We start from the raw sequence: 19,683 nt of genomic DNA, 5'->3' as shown, positions 1-19,683 counted from the left end.
GTGGGGTTCCTACAGGCGACCGGCGTCGAGCAGGCGGCGCAGGAAGCGCTGCGTCTCGGGGTGCTCGGGCTCGCCGAACATCTTGTCGGCCGACCCGCGCTCGACGATCTCGCCCGCGTGCAGGAAGCAGACCTCGTCGGCGACCTCGCGCGCGAAGCCCATCTCGTGGGTGGCGATCAGCATCGTCATGCCGCCGTCCTTCAGGTCGGAGACCAGCGACAGCACCTCGCCGACCAGCTCGGGATCCAGCGCGCTGGTGATCTCGTCCAGCAGCAGCGCCCGCGGGCGGGTCGCGAGCGCGCGCACGATCGCCACGCGCTGCTGCTGGCCGCCGCTGAGCCGGTCCGGGTAGTCGTGCTCGCGGCCCTCCAGGCCGAAGCGGGCCAGCAGCTCGCGGGCCCGGTCGGCGGCCTCGGCCTTCGCGGCGCCGTGCGCGCGCGTCGGCGCCAGCACGACGTTGTCGAGCACCGACATGTGCGGGAACAGGTTGAAGGCCTGGAAGACCATGCCCAGGCGCTTGCGCACGCCCGGCGGCGAGACGCTCGGGTCGGTGATGACCTCGCCGTCGAGGAAGACGTCGCCGTCGTCGATCTCCTCCAGCAGGTCGATGCAGCGCAGCAGCGTGGACTTGCCCGAGCCCGAGGCGCCGATCAGGGCGATGGCCTCGTGCTCGGCCACCGCCAGGTCGATGCCGCGCAGGACCTGGCGGTCGCCGTAGGCCTTGGTGACGCCGGAGACCTCGAGGACGGGCACCCGCGCCTCGCTCACGCCGACACCTCGGCGACCCCGCGTACGCGGCGCTCCTTGTTCTGCAGGTGGTCGACCCAGCGCGTCATCGGGATCGTCACGCACAGGTACAGCAGGCCGGCGCCGACGATCGGCGTGAAGATGAAGTTCGACGAGGCCTCGATCTGCGCGACGCGGAACGCCTCGATCGGCCCCAGGAACGAGACCAGGGCCACGTCCTTCTGCAAGGCGATGAAGTCGTTGAGCAGCGGCGGGATCACGCGCCGGATCGCCTGCGGCAGGATCACGTGGCGCATCGCCTGCGCGCGCGTCAGCCCGAGCGCCAGCGCGCCCGCCATCTGCGACGGGTGCACCGACGAGATGCCCGAGCGGAAGACCTCGGCGACGTAGCCCGAGTAGGCCAGCGCCAGCGCGATGCCGCCGAGCACGAGCGGGTCGGTCGGCAGCCCGTGCAGCGACAGCGCCGGGACGCCGAAGCCGATCGTGTACACCAACAACACGACCGGCAGGCCGCGCATGACGTCGGTGAAGACGGTCGAGACCAGCCGCAGCGGGAACAGCGCGGGCGTCCGCGTCGAGCGGATCAGCGCCAGCACGAGCGCCAGGACCAGCACGCAGCACTCGACGATCACGAACAGCTTGATGTCGAGCCAGAAGCCCTTGAGCAGGTCCGGCAGCGCCTTCTTGAAGTCGTGCCAGTCCAGGAACGTGGTCTTGACCTCGTCCCAGCCCGGCGCGGTCACGACCAGCGCGATGACGATCCCGAAGAAGGCGATCGTCGAGGCCGCGGCGATCAGGGCGCCGCGGCGGGCGCGCCGCCGCTTGGCGGCGGCGCGCTCCTCCTGACGGGTGAGCGTCGTGGCGCTCAGGACAGCTCCGGAGCGCCGGCGGCGGCGCCCATCCACTGGTCCTCGATCTTCTTCAGCGTGCCGTCGGCGGCGAGCTTGTTGACCGCGTCGCTGACGCACGAGGTCAGCTTGGAGTCCTTCTGGAGCAGTGCGCCCCACTGGTCGCCGCCCGGGGCCTTGAACTGGCCGACGATCTTGGCGTCCTCGACCTGCGCGGCCGTGAGGTAGAACGCGGTCGGGAGGTCCACGACGACGACGTCGACGGCGCCGTTCTTGAGCGCGCGGACGACGTCGTTGGAGTCGTTGAAGACCTTCGGCTGCGACGACGGCTTGATCGTGTCGTTGACGGCGTCCAGCGACGTCGTGCCGATCTGCACGCCGATCTTGGCGTCCTTGAGGTCGGCCAGCGACTTGGCGTTCGCGGCGCCGGACTTCTTCAGCGCGACGACCGCCTGCGGCGCCGTGTAGTACGGCTCGGAGAAGTCGACGCGCTTCTGGCGCGCGGGCGTGATCGAGATCTGGTTGACGTCGAAGTCGAACTTCTTCGGGCCGGGCGCGTAGGAGGAGTTGAACGGCACGACCGTCCACTTGACCTCGTCCTTGGCGAAGCCGAGCCGGCCCGCGATCGCGTAGGCCACGGCGGACTCGAAGCCCTTGCCGTTGGACGGGTTGTCGTCCTCGAAGTACGGCGGGTAGGCGGGCTTGTCGGTGCCGACCGTCAGCTGGCCGGACTTCACGAGCGACAGGTTGGCCTTGTCGCAGCTCGTGTCGGCCGTGGCCGTCGTGGTCGCGGCGGCCTGCGTGGAGGCCGAGGACTTGTTGTCGTTGTCGCTGCTCCCGCAGGCGGCGACGAAGAAGGCCGCGGGGATCAGGACCGTCGCCAGCAGCGGGCGATGAGGCTTCATGGGCGTGCTCCGGGGGATGGTGCGCCGGCAAAGTCCGTTTGCCGATCGGGAATCGCGGTCTTGACTGTACCGCGCGGACGGTTCAGGGCGCGCTCCAGACGGGGCGGCAGCCGCCCGTCGGTCGACAGCCACGAGCCCGCGAGGATCAGCAGCAGGCCCGCGACGGCGCCCGTGCCGGGCCGCTCGCCGAGCGCCGCGACGCCCAGCGCGACGGCCACGATCGGCGAGATGTAGGTGATGACGGTCGCGCGACCGGGGCCGACCTCGGCGATCAGCGCGCCGAAGAGCACGAACGCGGCGGCGGTGCAGAACAGGCCGAGCACGACGATCGAGGCCAGCGCGTCGCCGGCGGGCGTGCTCGACGGCGGGTTCAGCAGCGCGGGCGGGGTCAGGATCACCGCCGCGATGCTCAGCGCGACGGCCATCAGCCCGCGCGGGTCCAGCGTCCGCAGGCGCAGGTTGATGACCATCGGCCCGATCGCGTAGCCGACGGTGGCCAGCAGGATCGCCAGCGCGCCGAAGAGCGCGTCGCGCGAGCCCGAGACGTCGAGGCCGACGAGCGCGATCACGCCCGCGAAGCCGATCGCCAGGCCGACCGCGCGGCGGCCCGAGACGCGCTCGGTCGGGTCGAAGCGCAGCGCCAGCAGCGCGACGATCATCGGGACGGCGGCGACGAGGATCGCGGCGAGGCTGGAGTCGACGTGGCGCTCGCCGGCGGCGATCAGCGGGAACGGGCCGCACATCTCGGCGATCGCGTAGAGCAGCAGCCACGGGAGCGCCTCGCGCGTCAGCGCCTGCTTGAGGACGCCGGCGCGGTGGCTGAGCCAGAGCAGGATGACCGCGGCGATCACGATCCGCGCCCACGACAGGAAGAACGGCGGGACGCCGCCGTCGACCGCGACCTTGACGAACAGGTACGGGATGCCCCAGAGGGTCGCCACGGCGGCGAAGGCGGTCCAGGCGCGGGCGCTCATGACCCAGCACGCTACCGTCGGACCATGGTCCGTCTGAGCGTCCTCGACCAGTCCCCGGTGCGCGAGGGCGGCACGGGCGCGCAGGCGCTGCGCGAGACGCTCGACCTCGCGCGGCTGGCCGACCGGCTCGGCTACCACCGCTACTGGGTCGCCGAGCACCACGGCGGGCCGATGCTCGCCGGGCCGTCGCCCGAGGTGCTGATCGGCCCGATCGCCGCGGCGACCGAGCGCATCCGGGTCGGCAGCGGCGGCGTCATGCTCCCGCACTACTCGCCGCTGAAGGTCGCCGAGAGCTTCAGCGTCCTGGCCGGGCTGTTCCCGGAGCGCATCGACCTCGGGCTGGGGCGCGCGAGCGGGACCGATCCGCTGACGCAGTACGCGCTGCAGCGCGACCGGCGCGACGCCGCGCCCGACGACTTCCCCGACCAGTTGGTGGAGCTGCTCGCGTACCTGAGCGGGTCGTTTCCGGCCGGCCATCGCTTCGCGCGGCTCGCCGAGCTGCCCGGGCGGCCGGAGACGCCGGAGCCGTGGTTGTTGGGGTCCTCGCCGCAGAGTGCGATCTGGGCGGGCCAGCTCGGCCTCCCCTACGCGTTCGCGGACTTCATCTCCCCGGCCAACGCGTCGATCGCCGCCGACTACCGGGCGCGCTTCCAGCCGAGCGAGCGCCACCGCTTCCCGGTGACCGCGGTCGCCGCGTGGGTCCTGGCCGCCGACGACGAGGCCGAGGCGTGGCGGCTGGCGGCGTCGTCGCGCATGGCCTTCAAGATGCTGCGCCGCGGGCGGCTGATCGCGGTGCCGCCGGTCGACAAGGCCCTGCGGTTCCTGGAGTCCGAGGGCGAGGCCGTCGGCGAGCCCCCGCCCGGGCGCCGCACGATCGTCGGCCACGTCGACAAGGTCCGCGCCCAGGTCGAGCAGCTCGCCGACGACTACGGCGCCGAGGAGGTGATCGTCGTGACGATCACCCACGACCACGCGGCGCGGCGGCGCTCCTACGAGCTGCTGGCCGAGGCGTTCGACCTGCCTGCCACGCCGCCGGACGGCGTGGCAGGCTTGGCCGCCTGAACGCCTCGTCCCCGCGCTCCTCCCCCACGGCCCGCCGGGCGGCCCGGGACGCGATCCCGTTCGCCGCGGCGGGCTTCGTGCTGGCCATCTCCTTCGGGATCAGCGCGCGGGCGGCGGGCGTCCCGGGCCTGGCGGCGATCGCCATGTCGGCGTTCGTGTACGCGGGCTCGGCGCAGTTCGCGGCGGTGGCGATCCTCGGCCAGGGCGGCAGCGTGGTCGCGGCGGTCGTCGCCGCGGCGCTGATGAACGCGCGCTACATCGCGATGGGCGTGGCGCTCGGGCCGTCGCTGAAGGGCGGCCGGCTGCGGCGCGCGCTGGAGGGCCAGGCGGTCGTCGACGCGTCGTGGGCGCTGGCCAACCGCGGCGACGGGCGCTTCGACCGGCACACGCTCTTCGGCTCCAGCGCGCCGCAGTACGTCACGTGGCTGGCCGGGACGATCGTCGGCGTCGTGGCGGGCGGCGCGCTGCCCGACCCCGAGGCGCTCGGCGTCGACGCGATCTTCCCGGCGTTCTTCCTGGCGCTGTTGTTGGGGGAGTTGAGCACCGCCGAGGCGGGCGCGGTCGCCGCGGGCGGCGCGATCGTGGCCGTGGCCCTCGGGCTGCTGGCGCCCGCGGGCGTCGGGATCCTCGCGGCGTCGGCGGTGGCGTTCGTCGGCGCGATCGGAGCGCGCCGGTGAGCACCGCCGAGAAGGCCTGGGTCACCGTCGCGGTGCTGACCGTCACGACGTTCGCGATCCGGGCGTTCGGGCCGTTCACCGTCGGCACGCGAGTGTTCGGGCCGCGGACCGTTCGCGTGCTGTCGCTGTTGCCCGCGGCGCTGCTGTCGGCGCTGGTCGTCACCGAGACCGTGATCTCCGACGGCGACCTCGACGTCGACGCACGGCTGGTCGGCGTCGCGTTCGCCGGCCTGCTGCTGTGGCGCAAGGTCTCCGTGGTCTGGGTGGTGATCGCCGCCGCGGCGGTCACCGCGCTGCTGCGGCTGGCCTTCTAGTGTCGTGATTCATTGATTCGGTCGCAGCTTTCCGGGATGCTCGGCCCCGTCAGGCGGTCGTCGATGACCGCAGGCGACCCTTTGGGTCGTTGAGGATCAGCGACGAGCGCATGGCGGCGGCGAGCGCCCGGAGGCGGCCAGCGAATTAATGAATCACGACACTAGGCGCTCGGGGCCGTCTCGCCTGCGGCGGCGGCCCGCAGGGCGGCGACGTCGATCTTCCGCATCTCGAACAGCGCGCTCATCGCGCGGTTGACCGCGGCCTCGTCGTGGTCGGCCCAGAACCGGTCGATGCCCTTGGGCACGACCTGCCAGGAGAAGCCGAACCGGTCCTTGCACCAGCCGCACGGGCCCTCGCTGCCGCCGTCGGCGGTGAGCTTGGACCAGTAGGCGTCGATCTCGGCCTGGTCCTCGCACTCGATCATGAAGGAGAACGTCTCCGTGAAGCCGGCGTGCGCGGGCCCGCCGTTGATGGCCAGCACGGGCGTGCCGTCCAGCTCGAAGGAGATCGTCAGCAGCGAGCCCGGCCCGCCCGGGCCGGGGCGCGCCTCGGTGTAGTGGCTGGTGCCGGTGATGCGCGAGTTGGGGAACACGGAGACGTAGAACTCCGCCGCCTCCCGCGCGTTGGTGTCGAACCAGAGGTTCGGGACGATCCTGGGCATGTCCCTCGGACGGGCCGGCCGCGGAGAACTCATCGCGACCGCGCGCGAGCGGTCCGCGCCGCGTCAGCCGGCGCCGACGATCCGCAGCTCCTCCTCGTCGTCGATCACGACGACGTCGCCCGGATGGAGCTGGCGGCCGCGGCGGTCCTCGGGCTCGCCGTTGACGGTCACGCCGAGCTCGGCCAGGAAGTCCTTGACCTCGCCCCCGCCGTCGACGACGTCGGCGAGCTTGAGCAGCTGGCCGAGGCGGATCATCTCGCCGCGGATCGGGATCTCGCGCGACTCGCTCATCGCCGCGTCCCCCGGCCGATGGCCTGCAGGAGCACCAACACCAGGATGGTGCCCAGGACCGCGCCGGGCAGGCCGCCGAGGTCGAGGATCTCGGCGTCGCCGATGCCCAGGGCCTCGGTGAAGATGAAGTACCCCACCAACGAGCCGACGAGGCCGATGGCCAGCGTCGGGAAGCAGCCGGTCGGCCCCGGGCCGGGCGTCAGCGCCCGGCCGAGGTAGCCGGCGAGGAGACCGAGGATGACGGCGCCCAGCACGCCCCGGAGCCTATCGCCGGGCGATCCGGGTCACTCCCGACGTCCATGTGACGCTCGGAGTGACCCGCATCGCGGGACGGGCTAGCTGCTAGCGCGCGTGGCGGCCCGAGGTCGAGCCGCTGCCCTTGCGGGAGCGCGAGCGGCTGCGCTTGCGCGCGCCGGTCGTGCGCGGCGCGCCGCCCTGGGCGGGCGGCTTGGCGCCGCCGCGCTCGCTGCGCAGCAGCCCAGACTGGCCGAACTGGTCGAGGATGCCGAGCTGGCCGGCCATCTTCTGGACGTCGCCCGCCTGCTCGGTGCCGACGAACGTGATGCCCGAGCCCGTGCGCCCGGCGCGGCCGGTGCGGCCGACGCGGTGCGTGTAGGTGTCGCCGTCCTCGGGCGGATCGAAGTTGATGACGTGCGAGATGTCGCGGACGTCGATGCCGCGCGCCGCCACGTCGGTGGCCACGAGCGTGTCGACCTCGCCGCGCTCGAACTGGTCCAGGGCGCGCTCGCGCTGGCGCTGGGACTTGTCGCCGTGCATGGCGACCGCCTTGACGCCCTCGCGCGCCAACCGCTTCACCAGCCGGTCGGCGCCGTGCTTGGTGCGCACGAAGACCAGCGCGAGGTCGCGGTCGGCCTTCAGCTCCTGGACGAGCCGCATGAGCCGGTCGTCGCGCTCGACCGCGACGAAGCGGTGCTGGATCGCCGCGAGGCGGTCGACGTCGGGCTCGATCGCGTGCTCGGCCGGGTCGGAGGTGTACTCGCGGGCGACGACGCCCGCCGGGCCCTCGAGCGTCGCGCTGAGGAACACCGTCTGGCGCTCGCGCGGGCACTTGGCGACGATCCGGTCGACGGCCGGGCGGAAGCCCATGTCGAGCATCCGGTCGGCCTCGTCGAGGACCAGGAACGACACGTTGTCGAGCTTGAGCTTGCCGCGCTGCAGGAGGTCCTCCAGGCGGCCGGGCGTCGCGACCACGATGTGCGACTGCGTGGCCTCGCGCTCCTGCTTGTTGATGCCGACGCCACCGTAGACGGCGGTGATCTTCAGGGCGCGCGCGTGGGCGAGCGGGTACAGCTCGTCGACGATCTGCGAGGCCAGCTCGCGCGTCGGGGCCAGCACGAGCGCCGACGGACGGCCGTAGCCGTTGGCGTCGAGGCGGTCGAGCATCGGGACGCCGAAGGCCAGCGTCTTGCCCGAGCCGGTCGGCGACTGCGCGAGCACGTCGCGCCCGTCGAGGATGTCGCCGACGATGAGCGACTGGATGGCGAACGGCTCGGTGATGCCACGCTGGGCCAGCGCGGCGCACACGGCCTTGGACACGCCGAGGTCGGCAAAGGACTGCGAAGACATAGGTGCTCCAGTGCGGCTATCTCAGGGCCGCGGACGATTCGGGGGAGACTGCTGACCCGAACCGCCGGCGTTGGCGGGACCCGTGTAGCTGCCTCGCGGGCGACATCGGTGTCGCAACCGCGCCCTTCAGGCTAGCAGCGTCCTGACACCGGTCGGTCGCGTGACATCCGGCATGCATCTGTCACACAGCCACTCGCCCACCGGTTAGGTTCGCTCTCCGGGTCCAACGAACCAGGAGGAGAGCATCATCATGTCGTACATCTCGACGGCGCGCGCGAGCGTGCGCCGGAACGGAGCCGTGGTCGCGATCGCGGTCCTCGGCGCGCTGGCCCTGCACGGAGGCGGCGTCGCGCGCGCGGACGGTCCCGGGGTCGGAAGCCCCTACGTCGCCAGCGTCGGCGACTCCTACATCTCCGGTGAGGCCGGCCGCTGGGCCGGCAACTCCAACTCCAGCTCGTCCTACGTCGACGCGCTGGGCAGCACCGCCTACTACGACAACGCCACCAACACGGCCGAGCAGATCAGCGGCTGCCACCGGTCGAAGTCGGCCGAGGTCTACATCGGCGGCGGCGTCAACGGCATCAACTTCGCCTGCAGCGGCGCGAAGACCTCGACGTCGGACGGCGACAGCTTCAAGCCGGGCCTGGACTTCTACTCCAGCGGCACCAAGCAGGGCCAGGCGTTGATGCTGCAGAGCTTCGCGACCACGCACAACGTGAAGATGATCTCACTGTCGATCGGCGGCAACAACTTCAACTTCGCGTCGATCGTGCAGTCCTGCGTCGAGGACTGGCTGCTGTCGCCGTCCTGGTGGAGGGACTACTGCAACGACGACTCGTCGGTCACGGCCAACTTCACGGCGGCCAACATCGCCGCCCAGACCACGGCCATCAAGAACGGCATCCTGAACATCCGTCAGGCCATGGTCAACGCGGGCTACGCCGACAGCCAGTACGCGATCGTCGTGCAGGACTACGAGTCGCCGATCCCCAGCGGGTCGGGCTTCCGCTACGGCGAGACCGGCTACACGCGCCAGAACACCGGCGGCTGCGGGTTCTGGAACAACGACGCCAACTGGGCCAACGCGACCGCGCTGCCGACCATCAACAACGCGGTCAAGAGCGCCGCGACGGCGACCGGCCTGTCGAACGTCAAGATCCTCGAGCTGCAGTCGGCCTTCAACGGCCGTCGCCTGTGCGAGAACACGGTCGGCCTGCTGGAGGAGAAGGGCTACACGTCCTGGACGCAGTCCGGCGCGGTCGACAACACGGAGTGGGTCAACCAGATCCGCACGGTCTCGACGGTCTTCGGGCCCTACCAGGTCCAGGAGTCGCTGCACCCCAACTACTGGGGCCAGCTCGCGCTGCGCAACTGCGTCCGCCAGGCCTACAACGGCGGCACGCCCAAGGGCGGCGCGTGCACGATCTCCGGGACCGGGCTCACCGGCGCCGGCGAGCCGAAGATGCTCCTGCAGTAACCCCGTCATCGCTCATCCGTCCGGTGCGGTGTGGAAGCCGCGCCGGACGGGTAACGGACCGGCCGGAGGTGCAACTGGCGCACGGCCGCGCCGGGTTCGGAACACTGGATTCCGGGTGCTGGGAGGCACCCGTCCGGTCCACAAGGGGAAGACAGGGGTCGTTGATGAGGTATGAGGTCCGTTGGGCGCTCGCCGCGGGAGCCGCGGGCGCCGTGCTGTCCGCTGCCGGCGCGGGTGCCGCCCAAGCCGCTCCGGCGTTCCACTGCGAGGCGTCGCCGCTGCGCGCGACCGTGCTCGGGTCCACGCCGATCGAGCCGGTCGTGCAGGGTCGGGACGGCGCCTGCGCCACCGGTGAGGCGATCCCCGGGGTCACGCTGCCGCCGCTGCTCAGCGCCTCGGCGCTGACCGCCCGCACCGCCTACGACGGCGACGCGGCCACCGGCTCGGCGACCGGCGGGATCGCGTCGGCGCAGCTCGTCGCGTCGCCCGAGATCCTCGACATGGCCCGCCGGCAGGTCGTCGACGCGATCGACGCGCTGCCGCTGGCCCCGATCACCGTCCCCGGCCTGCCCGCGCTGCCGATCCCGGGGCTGCCGACCGTGACCGGCATCACGATCGACCTCAAGCAGACGCTGCTGAACCTGATCCCGGACTCGATCCCGGCGTTGCTGTCGGCCGACGTGTTGCAGTCGACCGCGGGCGTCTCGTGCCAGAGCGGGACCCCGGCGCTGACCGGGGCGAGCACGATCGCCGGTCTCCAGGTGCTCGGCCAGAGCGTCAACGCCGACGGCGTCGTCAACACCGCCCTGCCGCTGATCGACACGCGCTCGATCTCGCTGACGAACATCGACCTCACCGAGCTGGTCGCCTACGACCAGACCGGCCTGCTGCCGATCGCCGTCAACCTGCTCTCCCCCCTGCTGAGCCAGGTCCGGTCCGCGCTGGCCGCGGTCCCGCCGATCGCGATCCCGCCGGCGCTGGCCCAGGTGACGCTCTCGCCCAATGAGCAGACGGTCGCCGACGGCACGCTGACCCAGCGCGCGCTGCACGCCTACATCTCGCTCGGCGGACAGCCGATCCTCGACGCGACGCTCGGCGAGGCCCAGGTCGGCGCGGCCGCGGGCGCCTGCGCGACGACCACGACCACCACCACGACGACGACCACGACCAAGACCAGCACCGGCGCGGTCGCCGGCCAGAGCGTCGCCGACCAGCTGCTGGCCTGCAGCGACCGCAAGCTGATCCTGGTCGACGTGCTCGAGCAGAACGGGCGCGTCAAGCTCCTGGGCGCGGCCAACCGCGGCTACGTCGGCAAGAAGGTCGCGATCCGCCTGCGCCGCGGCAACAAGGTCGTCGCGCACGCGACCGTCAAGAAGGACGGGTCGTTCGAGACGACCGCGCCGCTGCCCGCCAAGGCGCTCATGGCCTCGCACACCAAGGCCAACACCTTGCGCTACCGCGCCGAGATCGGCAAGGAGCTGTCGCTGCCGCTCAAGCTCCAGCGGCGGTTGGTGGTGTCCTCGCTGACGTCCTCCAAGGACGGCAAGACGGTGAAGATCGCCGGCCGCGTCGTGCGGCCGCTGACCACGCCGCTGTCCGACGTGCGCGTCGTGCGCCGCGTCTCCTGCCACAAGGTCGTGCTCGTCAAGCGCTTCAAGCCGCGCTCCGACGGCACGTTCTCGATCACGGTCCCGGCGCCCAAGGGCCAGAGCGCCGCGGTCTACCGGCTGGCGACGAGCGTCCGCGAGAAGGCGTCCAACCCGCGGTCCTACCCGACGTTCACGCTCCCGCGCGGCGTCGCGTTGAACACGCGCTAGCACCTGACCCAGCGGTCGGCACGGGTACCATTCCGGCCCTCGTGCCGACCGCCGACGTCCCGAACGACCCGACCTCCGCGCGAGAGCGCGACCTGCTGCGCCGGCTCGCCGCCGGCACCGCGGGCTATGTCGGAGACGCCTTCCTGCGCGCGATGGTCCGCCATCTGGCCGCCGCCTTCGGCGCCGAGCTGGCGTTCATCGGCGAGCACCTGCCCGCCCCGGCCGAGGGCCGCGTGCGCGTCCTCGCGCGCTGGCAGGACGGCGTCGAGATGCCCGAGGGCTACGAGTTCGACCTCGACGAGACGATGCCGTGCTCGGTCGTGCGCCGCGACGGGATGCTCGTGCTGCCGATCGGGACCTCGCACGCTTACCCGCGCGACCGCTACGTCCGCGACTTCGGCCTGGACTCCTACCTCGGCGTCGCGCTGCCGGGCGCCGACGAGGCGCAGGTCGGCTACGTCGCGCTGATGGCCTCGCGGCCGATGCAGCCCGACGAGGACGAGCTGGCGGTCCTGCGGATCTTCGCCGCGCGCGCCGGCGCCGAGATCGAGCGCCGCCGCCACGCCGCCGCGCTGCGCACCCGCGACGCCGAGGTCGCCGCCGCGCGCGCCCGCGTCCTGGATGCCGCCGACAGCGAGCGCCAGCGGATCGGCCGCGACCTCCACGACGGCGCCCAGCAGCGGATCGTCGCGCTCGGCCACCTGATCGGCATCGCGCGGCGCAAGCTCGGCGACGACGTCGACGGCGCCGCGCTGGAACTGCTGGACCGCGCGCACGAGGAGGCCAAGCTGGCCACCGACGAGCTGCGCGAGCTGGCCCGCGGCCTGCACCCGGCCGGGCTGACCGAGAAGGGCCTGGGCTCCGCGCTGGAGGCGCTGGCCGCGCGCTCGCCGATCCCGATGCGGATCGACGCGCTGCCCGACCGCCGCCTGCCCGCGCCGATCGAGCTGACCGCCTACTACCTCGCCGCCGAGGGCCTGACCAACGCGGTGAAGTACGCGCAGGCCGAGGGCGTGCGCGTGAGCGCCTCCAGCCTGCTCGGCGAGGCCGTCGTAACGGTCGCCGACGACGGCCGCGGCGGCGCCGACCCCGCGGGCGGCAGCGGCCTGGCCGGCCTGAAGGACCGCGTCGCCGCGCTGGGCGGCGAGCTGACCGTCGACTCCCCGCCCGGCGAGGGCACCACGCTGACCGCGGTCATCCCGCTGGCGCCGTGGCGCAGCGCCAACGAGCCGTTCCTGGAGTTCGGGCACGCCGAGGACGGCGGGCGCGGCGAGCGCAACATCCAGGCCGTGATCTCCGGGGCCAAGACGCTGTCGGTCACGCTCGCGCGCGAGTGGGAGCTGGAGGGCGGCGCGCCGCGCGTCGGCCAGCGCCTGCCGGTGATGGACCACCTCGGCCGCCGGCGCGCGACCGTCGAGGTGACCGGCGTGGCGTCGGTGCCGTTCATGGACGTCGACGACGACTGGCTGGAGCCCGAGGACGTCGGCGTCGCCGACCTCGAGTCCTGGCGGTCGGACCGGCGCAGCTTCTACGCGACGATCCGCGACGAGCTGGCGCTGCTGTTCGGCGAGCCCGGCTGGCAGTTCACCGACGAGGAGCCGATGCAGCTGCTCTGGTACAAGGCCGTCGCCGACGAGCGCGACGAGCCGGCGGCCGGCGGCGGTGGCGACGACCGCGACGCGGTCGGCGACGCCACCAAGGCCTAGGCCTAGATCGCGGCGTCGATCTCCGCGAAGGTCTCCTCGATCACCTCGAGGCGCTGGTGCAGCTTGCGCATCGTGCGCGGCTCCACCACCGTGAACATCGCGCGCCGGCCCGCGGCCGAGCGGCTGACGATCACGACGCGCTCGCCGGTCTCGAAGGCGGCGCGGTTCAGGCGGCTGGCGTGGTCCGAGGCCGGACCGACGGTCGCGTAGACCATCGGCGCCAGATGGGCCTGGCTGTCCCCGTCGACGACGACCACGACGTAGGACGGGTTGCCCGCGGTCTCCAGCTCCAGGCGGGCCTGGTTGATGATGCGGACGTAGTCGAGGTCAGGGGCGGCAGACATGGACGCCCTTTGGATCGACCGCCACGCCCCGGCCCCGCAGTGTGGATGCCCGTCTTCGGACGTCCGTCCACCGCGGCGCCGGGGCGCTCAGGAGTGTGGCGTCGTGCCCGCGGCGTCCGCTAGGACGAGCGGCGACGGGGGCCGCCGCGCTTGACCGGGGCCCACTTGGTGCCCTTGGCCAGCGTCTCGACCGCCTCGAGCTTCAGGCTGCGCGCAGCACCGAGGTCCTTGCGCAGGCGCTGCAGCGCCAGGCGCACCAGGTCGCTCTGGGTCAGCTTCGTCTTGCCGGCGGCCGTCTCGAGCCAGTTGATCTCGTCGGCGCCGATCAGGTAGGAACGCTGCTTCAGTCCGCTGGGTCGCTCCGTTGCCATGGTTGGCCTCCTCGTAGTGGTTTGGACTGCGTCGCGCGGTGGGTTCGCCGTGCTTGCAGCAAATCCTTGCCTATAAGTCGTCTCTTGTGCAAGTAGTCGCCGCAAGATCTTGTGCTTGAACGTCTGGGAGCGGTCCCTCGACAGCGACGGTTGCTCGTGCAACGATCTCTGTCGATGCCCTCCACCACGATCTCCCTCACCCACTTCAGCGACCCCCACTGCCCGTGGGCGTACTCGGCCTCGCCCGCCCACGCCGTGCTCCGCTGGCGCTTCGGCGCCCAGCTGCACTGGCGCCTGGTGCTCATCGGCCTCTCCGAAGGACCCGACCGCTACCTCGAGGCCGGTTACACGGCCGCACGCAGCGCTCAGGGCTACCGCGCGTTCGGGCGACGTTTCGGCATGCCGTTCGGCGGCCAGCCGCGCGAGCGCGTGACCGGCACCGGCGAGGCCTGCCGCCTCGTCGTCGCCGCGCGCCTGCGCCACGGCGCCGACGTGGAGCTCGCGGTTTTCCGCGCGCTCCAGCTCGCCCAGTTCACCACCACGTTGCTGCTGGACACGCCCGGGGACCTGCAGGCAGCACTCGAGGAGCGCCCGATCGACGGCGTCGACGCCGCGGCGCTGGCCGCCGCGATCACCGACTCAGACGTCGAGGCCGCCTACCAGGAGGACCGCGCGCTGTCGCGGACCGCCGCGGGCAAGCCGACCGAGGCCCAGGGCCGCGAGGCCAACACCGACGGGGCCGTGCGCTACACCGCGCCCTCGATCATCTTCGAGACCGCCGACGGCCGGAGCCTGGAGGTCGGCGGCTTCCAGCCGATCGAGGCCTATGACACGGCGCTGGCCAACCTCGACGTGACGCTGGAGCGCCGACCGGCGGCCACCGACCCAGTCGAGGTGCTCCAGGCCCTCCCCTACGCGCCGGTCACCCGCGAGGTCGCCGCGTGCATGACCACCAACCTCGGCGAGGTCGACGAGGCCGAGGCCGAGCGGCTGCTCATCGGGGCGGCCGCCGAGGGCCGCGTGCGCCGCGAGGCCCTCGGCACCTCGGCGCTCTGGCACCTGGTCTAGGGCGCCAGCCGCTCGGTCACCCACGCCCCCGCGGCCGTCCGCCGATAGCGCAGGCGGTCGTGGAGGCGGTTGGCGCGGCCCTGCCAGAACTCGACCGTGTCGGGCTGGACGACGTAGCCGCCCCAGGAGGCCGGGCGCGGCACGTCGCCGGGCGGGTCGGGGTGCGCGGCGATCAGCGCGGCCTCGGCGGCCTCCAGCGCGGCGCGGTCCGGGACGACCCGCGACTGCGGGCTGGCGGCCGCGCCGATCCGCGAGCCGTAGGGCCGCGAGGCGAAGTAGGCGTCGGAGCCCGCGTCGTCGAGCTTGCGCACGGGGCCGGTCAGCCGGACCTGGCGCTGCAGGTCGACCCACGGGAAGAGGGCCGAGGCCATCGGGTTGACCGCGAGGTCCTGCCCCTTGGCCGAGTCGTAGTTGGTGAAGAACGTGATGCCGTCCTCGTCCAGCCCCTTCAGCAGGACGGTCCGCGCGCTCGGGCGCCCGTCGGCGTCGGCGGTCGCGACGACCATCGCGTTGGGCTCGCCGATCCCGCCGGACTCGGCGTCGGCCAGCCAGCGGCCCAGCATCGCGCTCCACGTCGGCGCCAGATCGGCCTCGTCCAGGCCACCGCGCTCGTAGCTGCGGCGCATCGCCGCGAGGTGCTGGGGATCGGGCGTGTCGGTCATGCCCCTCGGAGCCTAGTGTCGTGATTCATTCATTCGCTGGTGGCCGGCGCGCTACGGCGCGACCAGCAGGCGGCGTACCTGACGCGTGAGCGCGTCGGGATCGCCGTCCTTGACGAGGAACGCGTCGGCGCCGGCGTGGCGGGCCAGCGTGCGGTCGCGCTCGTCGTCCAGGCCGGTGATCATCGCGATGCGCACGCCGGTGAGGTCGGCCTCGGCGCGCAGGTTGCGGCAGGCGACGATGCCGCTGCCGCCGGGCATGCGCCAGTCGAGCAGGATCGCGTGCGGCCGCTCGCGGAGCGCGACGTCGACCGCGTCCTGGGCGCTGGTGCCCTCGACGACGCGGAACGCGTCGCCCTCCAGCGCGGCGCGCACGTACGCGCGGAAACCCGCGTCGTCGTCCACCACGAGGACGGTGGCCTCGGCCATGCACCTGAATCTAACGCGATGTGCCCCCGCCGTGTGCCGGCCCGGCAGGATTCGAACGAATTCCTACTCCAGGGCGGCGGTGAGCCGTGCCGCGGCCTCGGCGATCGTCCCGTCCGGGAGCGCGAGCGACAGGCGCGCCCAGCCCGCCCCGGTCGCGCCGAAGCCCTCGCCGGGCGCGACGCCGATCCGGTGCTCCTCGATCAGCCGCCGCGGCGTGAGGCCTTCGGGCAGCTTCCACCACAGGAAGAACGAGCCGCGGGCGGGCGCGGTCGGCGCGCCGGCGGCGGTCAGCGCGCCGGTGAGCAGGTCGCGGCGGCGCTCGTAGATCGCGCGGCGCCGCGCGACGTCGGCCTGGTCGGAGGTCAGCGCGGCGACCAGCCCGCGCTGGATGCCGGTCCAGACGCCGGCGGTCGCGTGGTCCAGCAGCGTCTGGAGGCGCGCGATCAGCGTCGGCGCCCCGACCGCGAGGCCGACGCGCCAGCCCGCCATCCCGTAGATCTTGGACGGCGACCACAGCTCGATCGCGATGTCGCGCGCCTCCTCGACCTCCAGGATCGAGCGCGCGCGGGTGCCGTCGTAGGCGAGGAAGCCGTAGGCCAGGTCGTTGAGGACCCAGGCCCCGCGGGCGCGGGCGTAGGCCGCCGCGGCCTCGAACGTGCCGGGCCGCTCGGTCGCCGACGTCGGGTTGGAGGGGTAGTTGAGGACGACCAGCGCGACCTCGCTTCCGGCGCTCGCCGCCGCGCCGGCGGCGAAGTCGGGCTGGAAGTCGTCGTCCGGGTCCAGCGGCAGCGGGATCGCCTGAGCGCCGGCGAGCGCCGCGCCGCTGAGGTAGTCCGGGTAGCCCGGGTCGGGCAGCAGGACCGCGTCGCCGTCGCCCGCGGCGGCCAGCGTCGCGAGCATGATCCCCGTCTTGGTCCCGGGGATGACCGCGACCTCGGTGTCCGGGTCGATCTCGACGCCGTGGTCGTTCTTGTAGCGCTCGGCGATCGCGCGCTTCAGCTCGGGGTGGCCGCCGAACGGCGGGTAGCCGTGGACCAGCGGAGTGGCCGTGTGCGAGGCGGCCTCGCGCAGCGCGTCGATCGCGTGCGGCGGCGGCGCGATGTCCGGGTTGCCGCGGCCGAGGTCGATGAACTCGGGTCCGGGCTGGGCGGCGGCGTGCGCGGCGGCGGCCAGGATGCCCTTGAAGTACTGCTCGGGCAGGCGGGCCAGCCGCTCGGGGCGCGGGCGGTGGTGATCGGGATCGGCGGTCATGTCAGGGCGTGGCGCAGGCGCTCGCGCGCCTCGTGGAAGTGCACGAACTCATACGCCATCAGCGCGCAGGTGAGCACGGCGACCGCTGCCGGCGCGGCAAGCGCGGGGACCGCCCGCGGGTCATGGGCGATCAACGCGGTGACCTGGGCGATCGCGAAGGCGAACACGAGGTCGAAGAACAGCTCCAGCGCGGTGACGCGCTGCTCGGGCTCGACGTCCTCGCTCATCCGCTCGCTAGCCTCGCAGACGATGGCGACGCCGCGTGAGGTGAAGGCCAAGAAGCGGTGTTGCCAGAGCGGGCCGCGCTGCAAGCGGTGCCCGGTCGTCCTGAAGCGGCTGGCGCGCGACGGGTTCGCGGAGCGGACCGGCAAGCGGACGTACGTGGTCGACGCGCCGAAGCGCGCGGTCAAGGCGGCGCGAGCCCGGCACGCCGGCTAACGCGCGTCCACGAACAGCGACTGCGCGGCGGTGCCGAGGCGGCCGCCGCCGGCCGAGTCGAGCAGCACCGAGGTCGCCTGGCCGACGCCGTCGTCGGCGAAGTCCGTGCGGGCGTCGACGCCGACCCACTCGCCGGCGGGCTCGCGGACGAGGTGGATCGTCAGGTCGGTGTTGACGAACAGGTGCGTGCGGAACGAGAGCGTGCGGGAGATCCCGTTGCCGAAGTCGGCGAAGGCGACGGCGCGCTGGACGGGCGTCGGCGTCTCGCCCGCGACGAGCGGCATCGCGAAGCGGAACCAGCCGAGGCGGCCGGGGCCCTCGCGCTCGGGGACGACGATCTCGGTCGCGGTCAGGTGGAAGCCCTCGTCCTCCCCCGCCCCGCGCCAGGCGATCGGCTCCGCGCCGTCCGGGCCGGGCGGCGGCGGGTCGTCGATGCGCGAGGTGTCGGGGATCGCGACGTCGCCGCGGCGCAGCAGCGTCGCGTTGGCGCGCAGGACCGGCGTGCCGTCGGCCAGCGCCAGCTCCGCGGTGGCCAGCGCCAGGCGCTTGCCGGGCCGCGTGATCGTGGCGGTCGCCCGGACGGGCTGGAGCGGCACCGCCCGGGGAAACTCCACGGCCAGGCGCGCGAGGCGCATCGGGCCGGGAGTCTCCAGCGCCTCGATCGCCCGCGCCAGCAGCGCGGCGGGCCCGCCGCCGTGCATCGCGTCCGGGTCCCACGGGCCGCGCGCGTGGGCCGACGGGACCAGGAGGTCGCCGTCGGGGGTGAAGACGGCGGGCGCGGCGTCCGCGCTCATCGCAGCTCCTTGCGGATGACGACCTTCAGCCCCGACCACGTCTCGTCGATCGCGCAGACCTTCACGTCGACCAGGCCCGTGGGCAGCACGACCTCGCGCACCACGTCCTCCGTCATGTCCGTCGGCACCTTCGACGCCTTCTTCGGCCACGCGACCCACACCATCCCGTCCGGCGCGATCGCCCTCCGCAGCGCGTCCAGCCGCCGTTCCAGCTCCCGCCGCGCGGTCACGAAGATCAACACCATGTCCTTGCTGCCGCCCAGCCGCGCGCTCACCGCGACGCCTTCCGGCAGGTCGAGCGCGAACCCCTCCGGCGCGCCGAGGATCGCGATCCTCGTCCCGGGCTTGACGCCCAGCTTCTTGACCAGCGGCGTGCCGCTGTAGCCGACCGACACCTACGCCTCTTCCTCCTCTTCCGGCTGACCTTCGACGACGTGCAGGGGGATCGACTTGGAGTCGGCGTCGACGATGTGCTCGAGCTGGTAGCTGCCGGCGATCGTCGCCTCGAACTGGATGGCGGACGGCAGGACGATGCCGTTGAGCCACTCCCTCCGCGGGTTCTCGGTGCCGATCTCGAACTCGCCGCCGACGTCGCTGACGATCTCGCCGGACGGGTCGGTGACGACGTTGCGCATCTTGTGGGTCATGCCCGTGGTCAGCTCCTCGGCGGTCGCGGTCAGCCGCACCGCGCACAGGACCTGAAGCGCCGCCGGCAGCTCCGGCACCCAGAAGGTGTCGATCCCCGCCCCGATCATCGATCCCAGGTTGTCGTGGACCTCCACGTACCGGCACGGGATCACCCAGTCGACGTTCATGGCGACAGCCTACGGCGCCGCGGTACCGGCGCGGACACGAGGGTCCAGGATGAGCGGGACGTTGGCGGTGCCGATGGAGTGGGTGAGGTCGCGGAAGACGCCGTCGATCGAGAAGACCCGCTCGCCGAGGACGACGTTGGTGATCAGGACGGGCATGGCGGAGGACGCGAGCACGGCGGTGGGCGCCGGCGCCGCGGGCGCGATGTGGCGGCGGCGGATCGCGGGCTCGCTGAGGCCCTTGGCGCGGGCCGCGCGGACGAACTCCTCGTCGCCGACCTCGACCATCTGCCCCAACATGGTCCGCAGGCACATGCCGGCCAGCGGCAGGCCGACGACGATCCAGGGCACGACGATGGACCTCAGCCAGCCGGTCGCGCTGTCGCCGACGACGTAGACCGGCGCGCACAGCGCGGTCATCGCGACGGCCTGCAGCGCCCGCGAGCCCCA

At 72.9% G+C, this 19,683-nt stretch carries 25 protein-coding genes and 1 pseudogene; 8 read left to right on the top strand and 18 right to left on the bottom strand.

The annotated features are described in order from the left end of the window. Positions 1–9 precede the first annotated feature (9 nt). Genes VFG42_RS06385 through VFG42_RS06370 form a run of 4 tightly spaced genes read right to left on the bottom strand, consistent with a single transcriptional unit; the run spans position 10 to position 3,474 of the window. On the bottom strand, positions 10–768 hold the full coding sequence (locus VFG42_RS06385; protein WP_324906436.1) for an amino acid ABC transporter ATP-binding protein: 759 nt from the start codon (positions 766–768) through the stop codon (positions 10–12). Then, entirely contained in the window at positions 765–1,652 is an 888-nt protein-coding gene (locus VFG42_RS06380) for an amino acid ABC transporter permease (protein WP_324906434.1), read from the bottom strand. The genes VFG42_RS06385 and VFG42_RS06380 overlap by 4 nt, the downstream gene beginning before the upstream one ends. Further along, positions 1,613–2,500: an ABC transporter substrate-binding protein gene (locus tag VFG42_RS06375; RefSeq protein WP_324906432.1), complete on the bottom strand. Its 888-nt coding sequence runs from the start codon at positions 2,498–2,500 to the stop codon at positions 1,613–1,615. Before VFG42_RS06375 ends, VFG42_RS06380 begins: the two co-directional genes overlap by 40 nt. Continuing rightward, entirely contained in the window at positions 2,497–3,474 is a 978-nt protein-coding gene (locus tag VFG42_RS06370; RefSeq protein WP_324906430.1) for a DMT family transporter, read from the bottom strand. Before VFG42_RS06370 ends, VFG42_RS06375 begins: the two co-directional genes overlap by 4 nt. Before the next feature lie 24 nt (positions 3,475–3,498). On the opposite strand from VFG42_RS06370, the gene VFG42_RS06365 reads away from it, so the two are divergent. Genes VFG42_RS06365 through VFG42_RS06355 form a run of 3 tightly spaced genes read left to right on the top strand, consistent with a single transcriptional unit; the run spans position 3,499 to position 5,527 of the window. Then, entirely contained in the window at positions 3,499–4,536 is a 1,038-nt protein-coding gene (locus tag VFG42_RS06365) for an LLM class flavin-dependent oxidoreductase (RefSeq protein ID WP_324906429.1), read from the top strand. Then, positions 4,533–5,213: an AzlC family ABC transporter permease gene (locus tag VFG42_RS06360; RefSeq protein WP_324906496.1), complete on the top strand. Its 681-nt coding sequence runs from the start codon at positions 4,533–4,535 to the stop codon at positions 5,211–5,213. The genes VFG42_RS06365 and VFG42_RS06360 overlap by 4 nt, the downstream gene beginning before the upstream one ends. Then, complete coding sequence (locus VFG42_RS06355; RefSeq protein WP_324906427.1) at positions 5,210–5,527, top strand: AzlD domain-containing protein; 318 nt, start codon at positions 5,210–5,212, stop codon at positions 5,525–5,527. The genes VFG42_RS06360 and VFG42_RS06355 overlap by 4 nt, the downstream gene beginning before the upstream one ends. 161 nt (positions 5,528–5,688) lie before the next feature. On the opposite strand, the gene VFG42_RS06350 is transcribed toward VFG42_RS06355, so the two are convergent. The 4 genes from VFG42_RS06350 to VFG42_RS06335 all read right to left on the bottom strand — a co-directional run bounded on the left by VFG42_RS06350 (position 5,689) and on the right by VFG42_RS06335 (position 8,067). After that, entirely contained in the window at positions 5,689–6,189 is a 501-nt protein-coding gene (locus tag VFG42_RS06350; RefSeq protein WP_324906425.1) for a VOC family protein, read from the bottom strand. Between the two features lie 63 nt (positions 6,190–6,252). Next, on the bottom strand, positions 6,253–6,480 hold the full coding sequence (locus tag VFG42_RS06345) for an RNA-binding S4 domain-containing protein (protein ID WP_324906423.1): 228 nt from the start codon (positions 6,478–6,480) through the stop codon (positions 6,253–6,255). Next, positions 6,477–6,734: a GlsB/YeaQ/YmgE family stress response membrane protein gene (locus VFG42_RS06340; protein WP_324906421.1), complete on the bottom strand. Its 258-nt coding sequence runs from the start codon at positions 6,732–6,734 to the stop codon at positions 6,477–6,479. Before VFG42_RS06340 ends, VFG42_RS06345 begins: the two co-directional genes overlap by 4 nt. Positions 6,735–6,822: 88 nt before the next feature. Continuing rightward, positions 6,823–8,067 (bottom strand): DEAD/DEAH box helicase, encoded by a 1,245-nt coding sequence (locus VFG42_RS06335; RefSeq protein ID WP_324906419.1) that lies wholly within the window; start codon positions 8,065–8,067, stop codon positions 6,823–6,825. A gap of 250 nt (positions 8,068–8,317) precedes the next feature. Here VFG42_RS06335 and VFG42_RS06330 point away from each other — a divergent pair, with 250 nt between their 5' ends. The 3 genes from VFG42_RS06330 to VFG42_RS06320 all read left to right on the top strand — a co-directional run bounded on the left by VFG42_RS06330 (position 8,318) and on the right by VFG42_RS06320 (position 13,067). Beyond that, a complete protein-coding gene (locus VFG42_RS06330; protein ID WP_324906417.1) occupies positions 8,318–9,544 on the top strand; it encodes a hypothetical protein in 1,227 nt (408 codons plus the stop codon). 212 nt (positions 9,545–9,756) lie between these two features. After that, on the top strand, positions 9,757–11,361 hold the full coding sequence (locus tag VFG42_RS06325) for a hypothetical protein (protein WP_324906415.1): 1,605 nt from the start codon (positions 9,757–9,759) through the stop codon (positions 11,359–11,361). Between the two features lie 41 nt (positions 11,362–11,402). Continuing rightward, the gene (locus VFG42_RS06320; RefSeq protein WP_324906413.1) at positions 11,403–13,067 is read left to right on the top strand and encodes a histidine kinase; all 1,665 of its coding nucleotides are present in this window, start codon (positions 11,403–11,405) and stop codon (positions 13,065–13,067) included. Between the two features lie 2 nt (positions 13,068–13,069). Here VFG42_RS06320 and VFG42_RS06315 read toward each other — a convergent pair whose 3' ends face one another. Beyond that, positions 13,070–13,411 (bottom strand): hypothetical protein, encoded by a 342-nt coding sequence (locus VFG42_RS06315; protein WP_324906411.1) that lies wholly within the window; start codon positions 13,409–13,411, stop codon positions 13,070–13,072. A gap of 119 nt (positions 13,412–13,530) precedes the next feature. Next, on the bottom strand, positions 13,531–13,782 hold the full coding sequence (locus VFG42_RS06310) for a hypothetical protein (RefSeq protein WP_324906409.1): 252 nt from the start codon (positions 13,780–13,782) through the stop codon (positions 13,531–13,533). A gap of 174 nt (positions 13,783–13,956) precedes the next feature. Here VFG42_RS06310 and VFG42_RS06305 point away from each other — a divergent pair, with 174 nt between their 5' ends. Next, positions 13,957–14,850 (top strand): hypothetical protein, encoded by an 894-nt coding sequence (locus VFG42_RS06305; RefSeq protein ID WP_324906407.1) that lies wholly within the window; start codon positions 13,957–13,959, stop codon positions 14,848–14,850. On the opposite strand, the gene pdxH is transcribed toward VFG42_RS06305, so the two are convergent. The 4 genes from pdxH to VFG42_RS06285 form a co-directional block, all read right to left on the bottom strand. Then, positions 14,847–15,512 carry a pyridoxamine 5'-phosphate oxidase gene (pdxH, locus tag VFG42_RS06300; protein ID WP_324906405.1) on the bottom strand — a complete coding sequence of 222 codons (666 nt, stop codon included), beginning with the start codon at positions 15,510–15,512 and terminating at the stop codon, positions 14,847–14,849. The genes VFG42_RS06305 and pdxH overlap by 4 nt on opposite strands. Positions 15,513–15,563: 51 nt before the next feature. Beyond that, on the bottom strand, positions 15,564–15,938 hold the full coding sequence (locus VFG42_RS06295; protein WP_324906403.1) for a response regulator: 375 nt from the start codon (positions 15,936–15,938) through the stop codon (positions 15,564–15,566). Between the two features lie 63 nt (positions 15,939–16,001). After that, positions 16,002–17,189: an aminotransferase class I/II-fold pyridoxal phosphate-dependent enzyme gene (locus tag VFG42_RS06290; RefSeq protein WP_324906401.1), complete on the bottom strand. Its 1,188-nt coding sequence runs from the start codon at positions 17,187–17,189 to the stop codon at positions 16,002–16,004. Next, the gene (locus tag VFG42_RS06285; protein WP_324906400.1) at positions 17,186–17,416 is read right to left on the bottom strand and encodes a low temperature requirement protein A; all 231 of its coding nucleotides are present in this window, start codon (positions 17,414–17,416) and stop codon (positions 17,186–17,188) included. Before VFG42_RS06285 ends, VFG42_RS06290 begins: the two co-directional genes overlap by 4 nt. Before the next feature lie 22 nt (positions 17,417–17,438). Here VFG42_RS06285 and VFG42_RS06280 point away from each other — a divergent pair, with 22 nt between their 5' ends. Further along, entirely contained in the window at positions 17,439–17,627 is a 189-nt protein-coding gene (locus tag VFG42_RS06280; protein ID WP_324906398.1) for a hypothetical protein, read from the top strand. On the opposite strand, the gene VFG42_RS06275 is transcribed toward VFG42_RS06280, so the two are convergent. The 4 genes and pseudogenes from VFG42_RS06275 to VFG42_RS06260 all read right to left on the bottom strand — a co-directional run. Continuing rightward, the gene (locus VFG42_RS06275) at positions 17,624–18,421 is read right to left on the bottom strand and encodes a thioesterase family protein (RefSeq protein WP_324906396.1); all 798 of its coding nucleotides are present in this window, start codon (positions 18,419–18,421) and stop codon (positions 17,624–17,626) included. The genes VFG42_RS06280 and VFG42_RS06275 overlap by 4 nt on opposite strands. After that, positions 18,418–18,816 (bottom strand): DUF3052 domain-containing protein, encoded by a 399-nt coding sequence (locus VFG42_RS06270; RefSeq protein WP_324906394.1) that lies wholly within the window; start codon positions 18,814–18,816, stop codon positions 18,418–18,420. Before VFG42_RS06270 ends, VFG42_RS06275 begins: the two co-directional genes overlap by 4 nt. Beyond that, positions 18,817–19,236 carry a hypothetical protein gene (locus tag VFG42_RS06265; RefSeq protein ID WP_324906392.1) on the bottom strand — a complete coding sequence of 140 codons (420 nt, stop codon included), beginning with the start codon at positions 19,234–19,236 and terminating at the stop codon, positions 18,817–18,819. Positions 19,237–19,245: 9 nt separating this feature from the next. Then, positions 19,246–19,683: pseudogene (locus VFG42_RS06260) on the bottom strand (ABC transporter permease subunit); the annotation flags it as partial.

This window comes from Baekduia sp., from assembly GCF_035685985.1.
Taxonomy (GTDB): domain Bacteria; phylum Actinomycetota; class Thermoleophilia; order Solirubrobacterales; family Solirubrobacteraceae; genus Baekduia.
The sequence above is the reverse complement of the archived record's forward strand: the minus strand, read 5'-3'. Positions and strand labels throughout refer to the sequence as shown.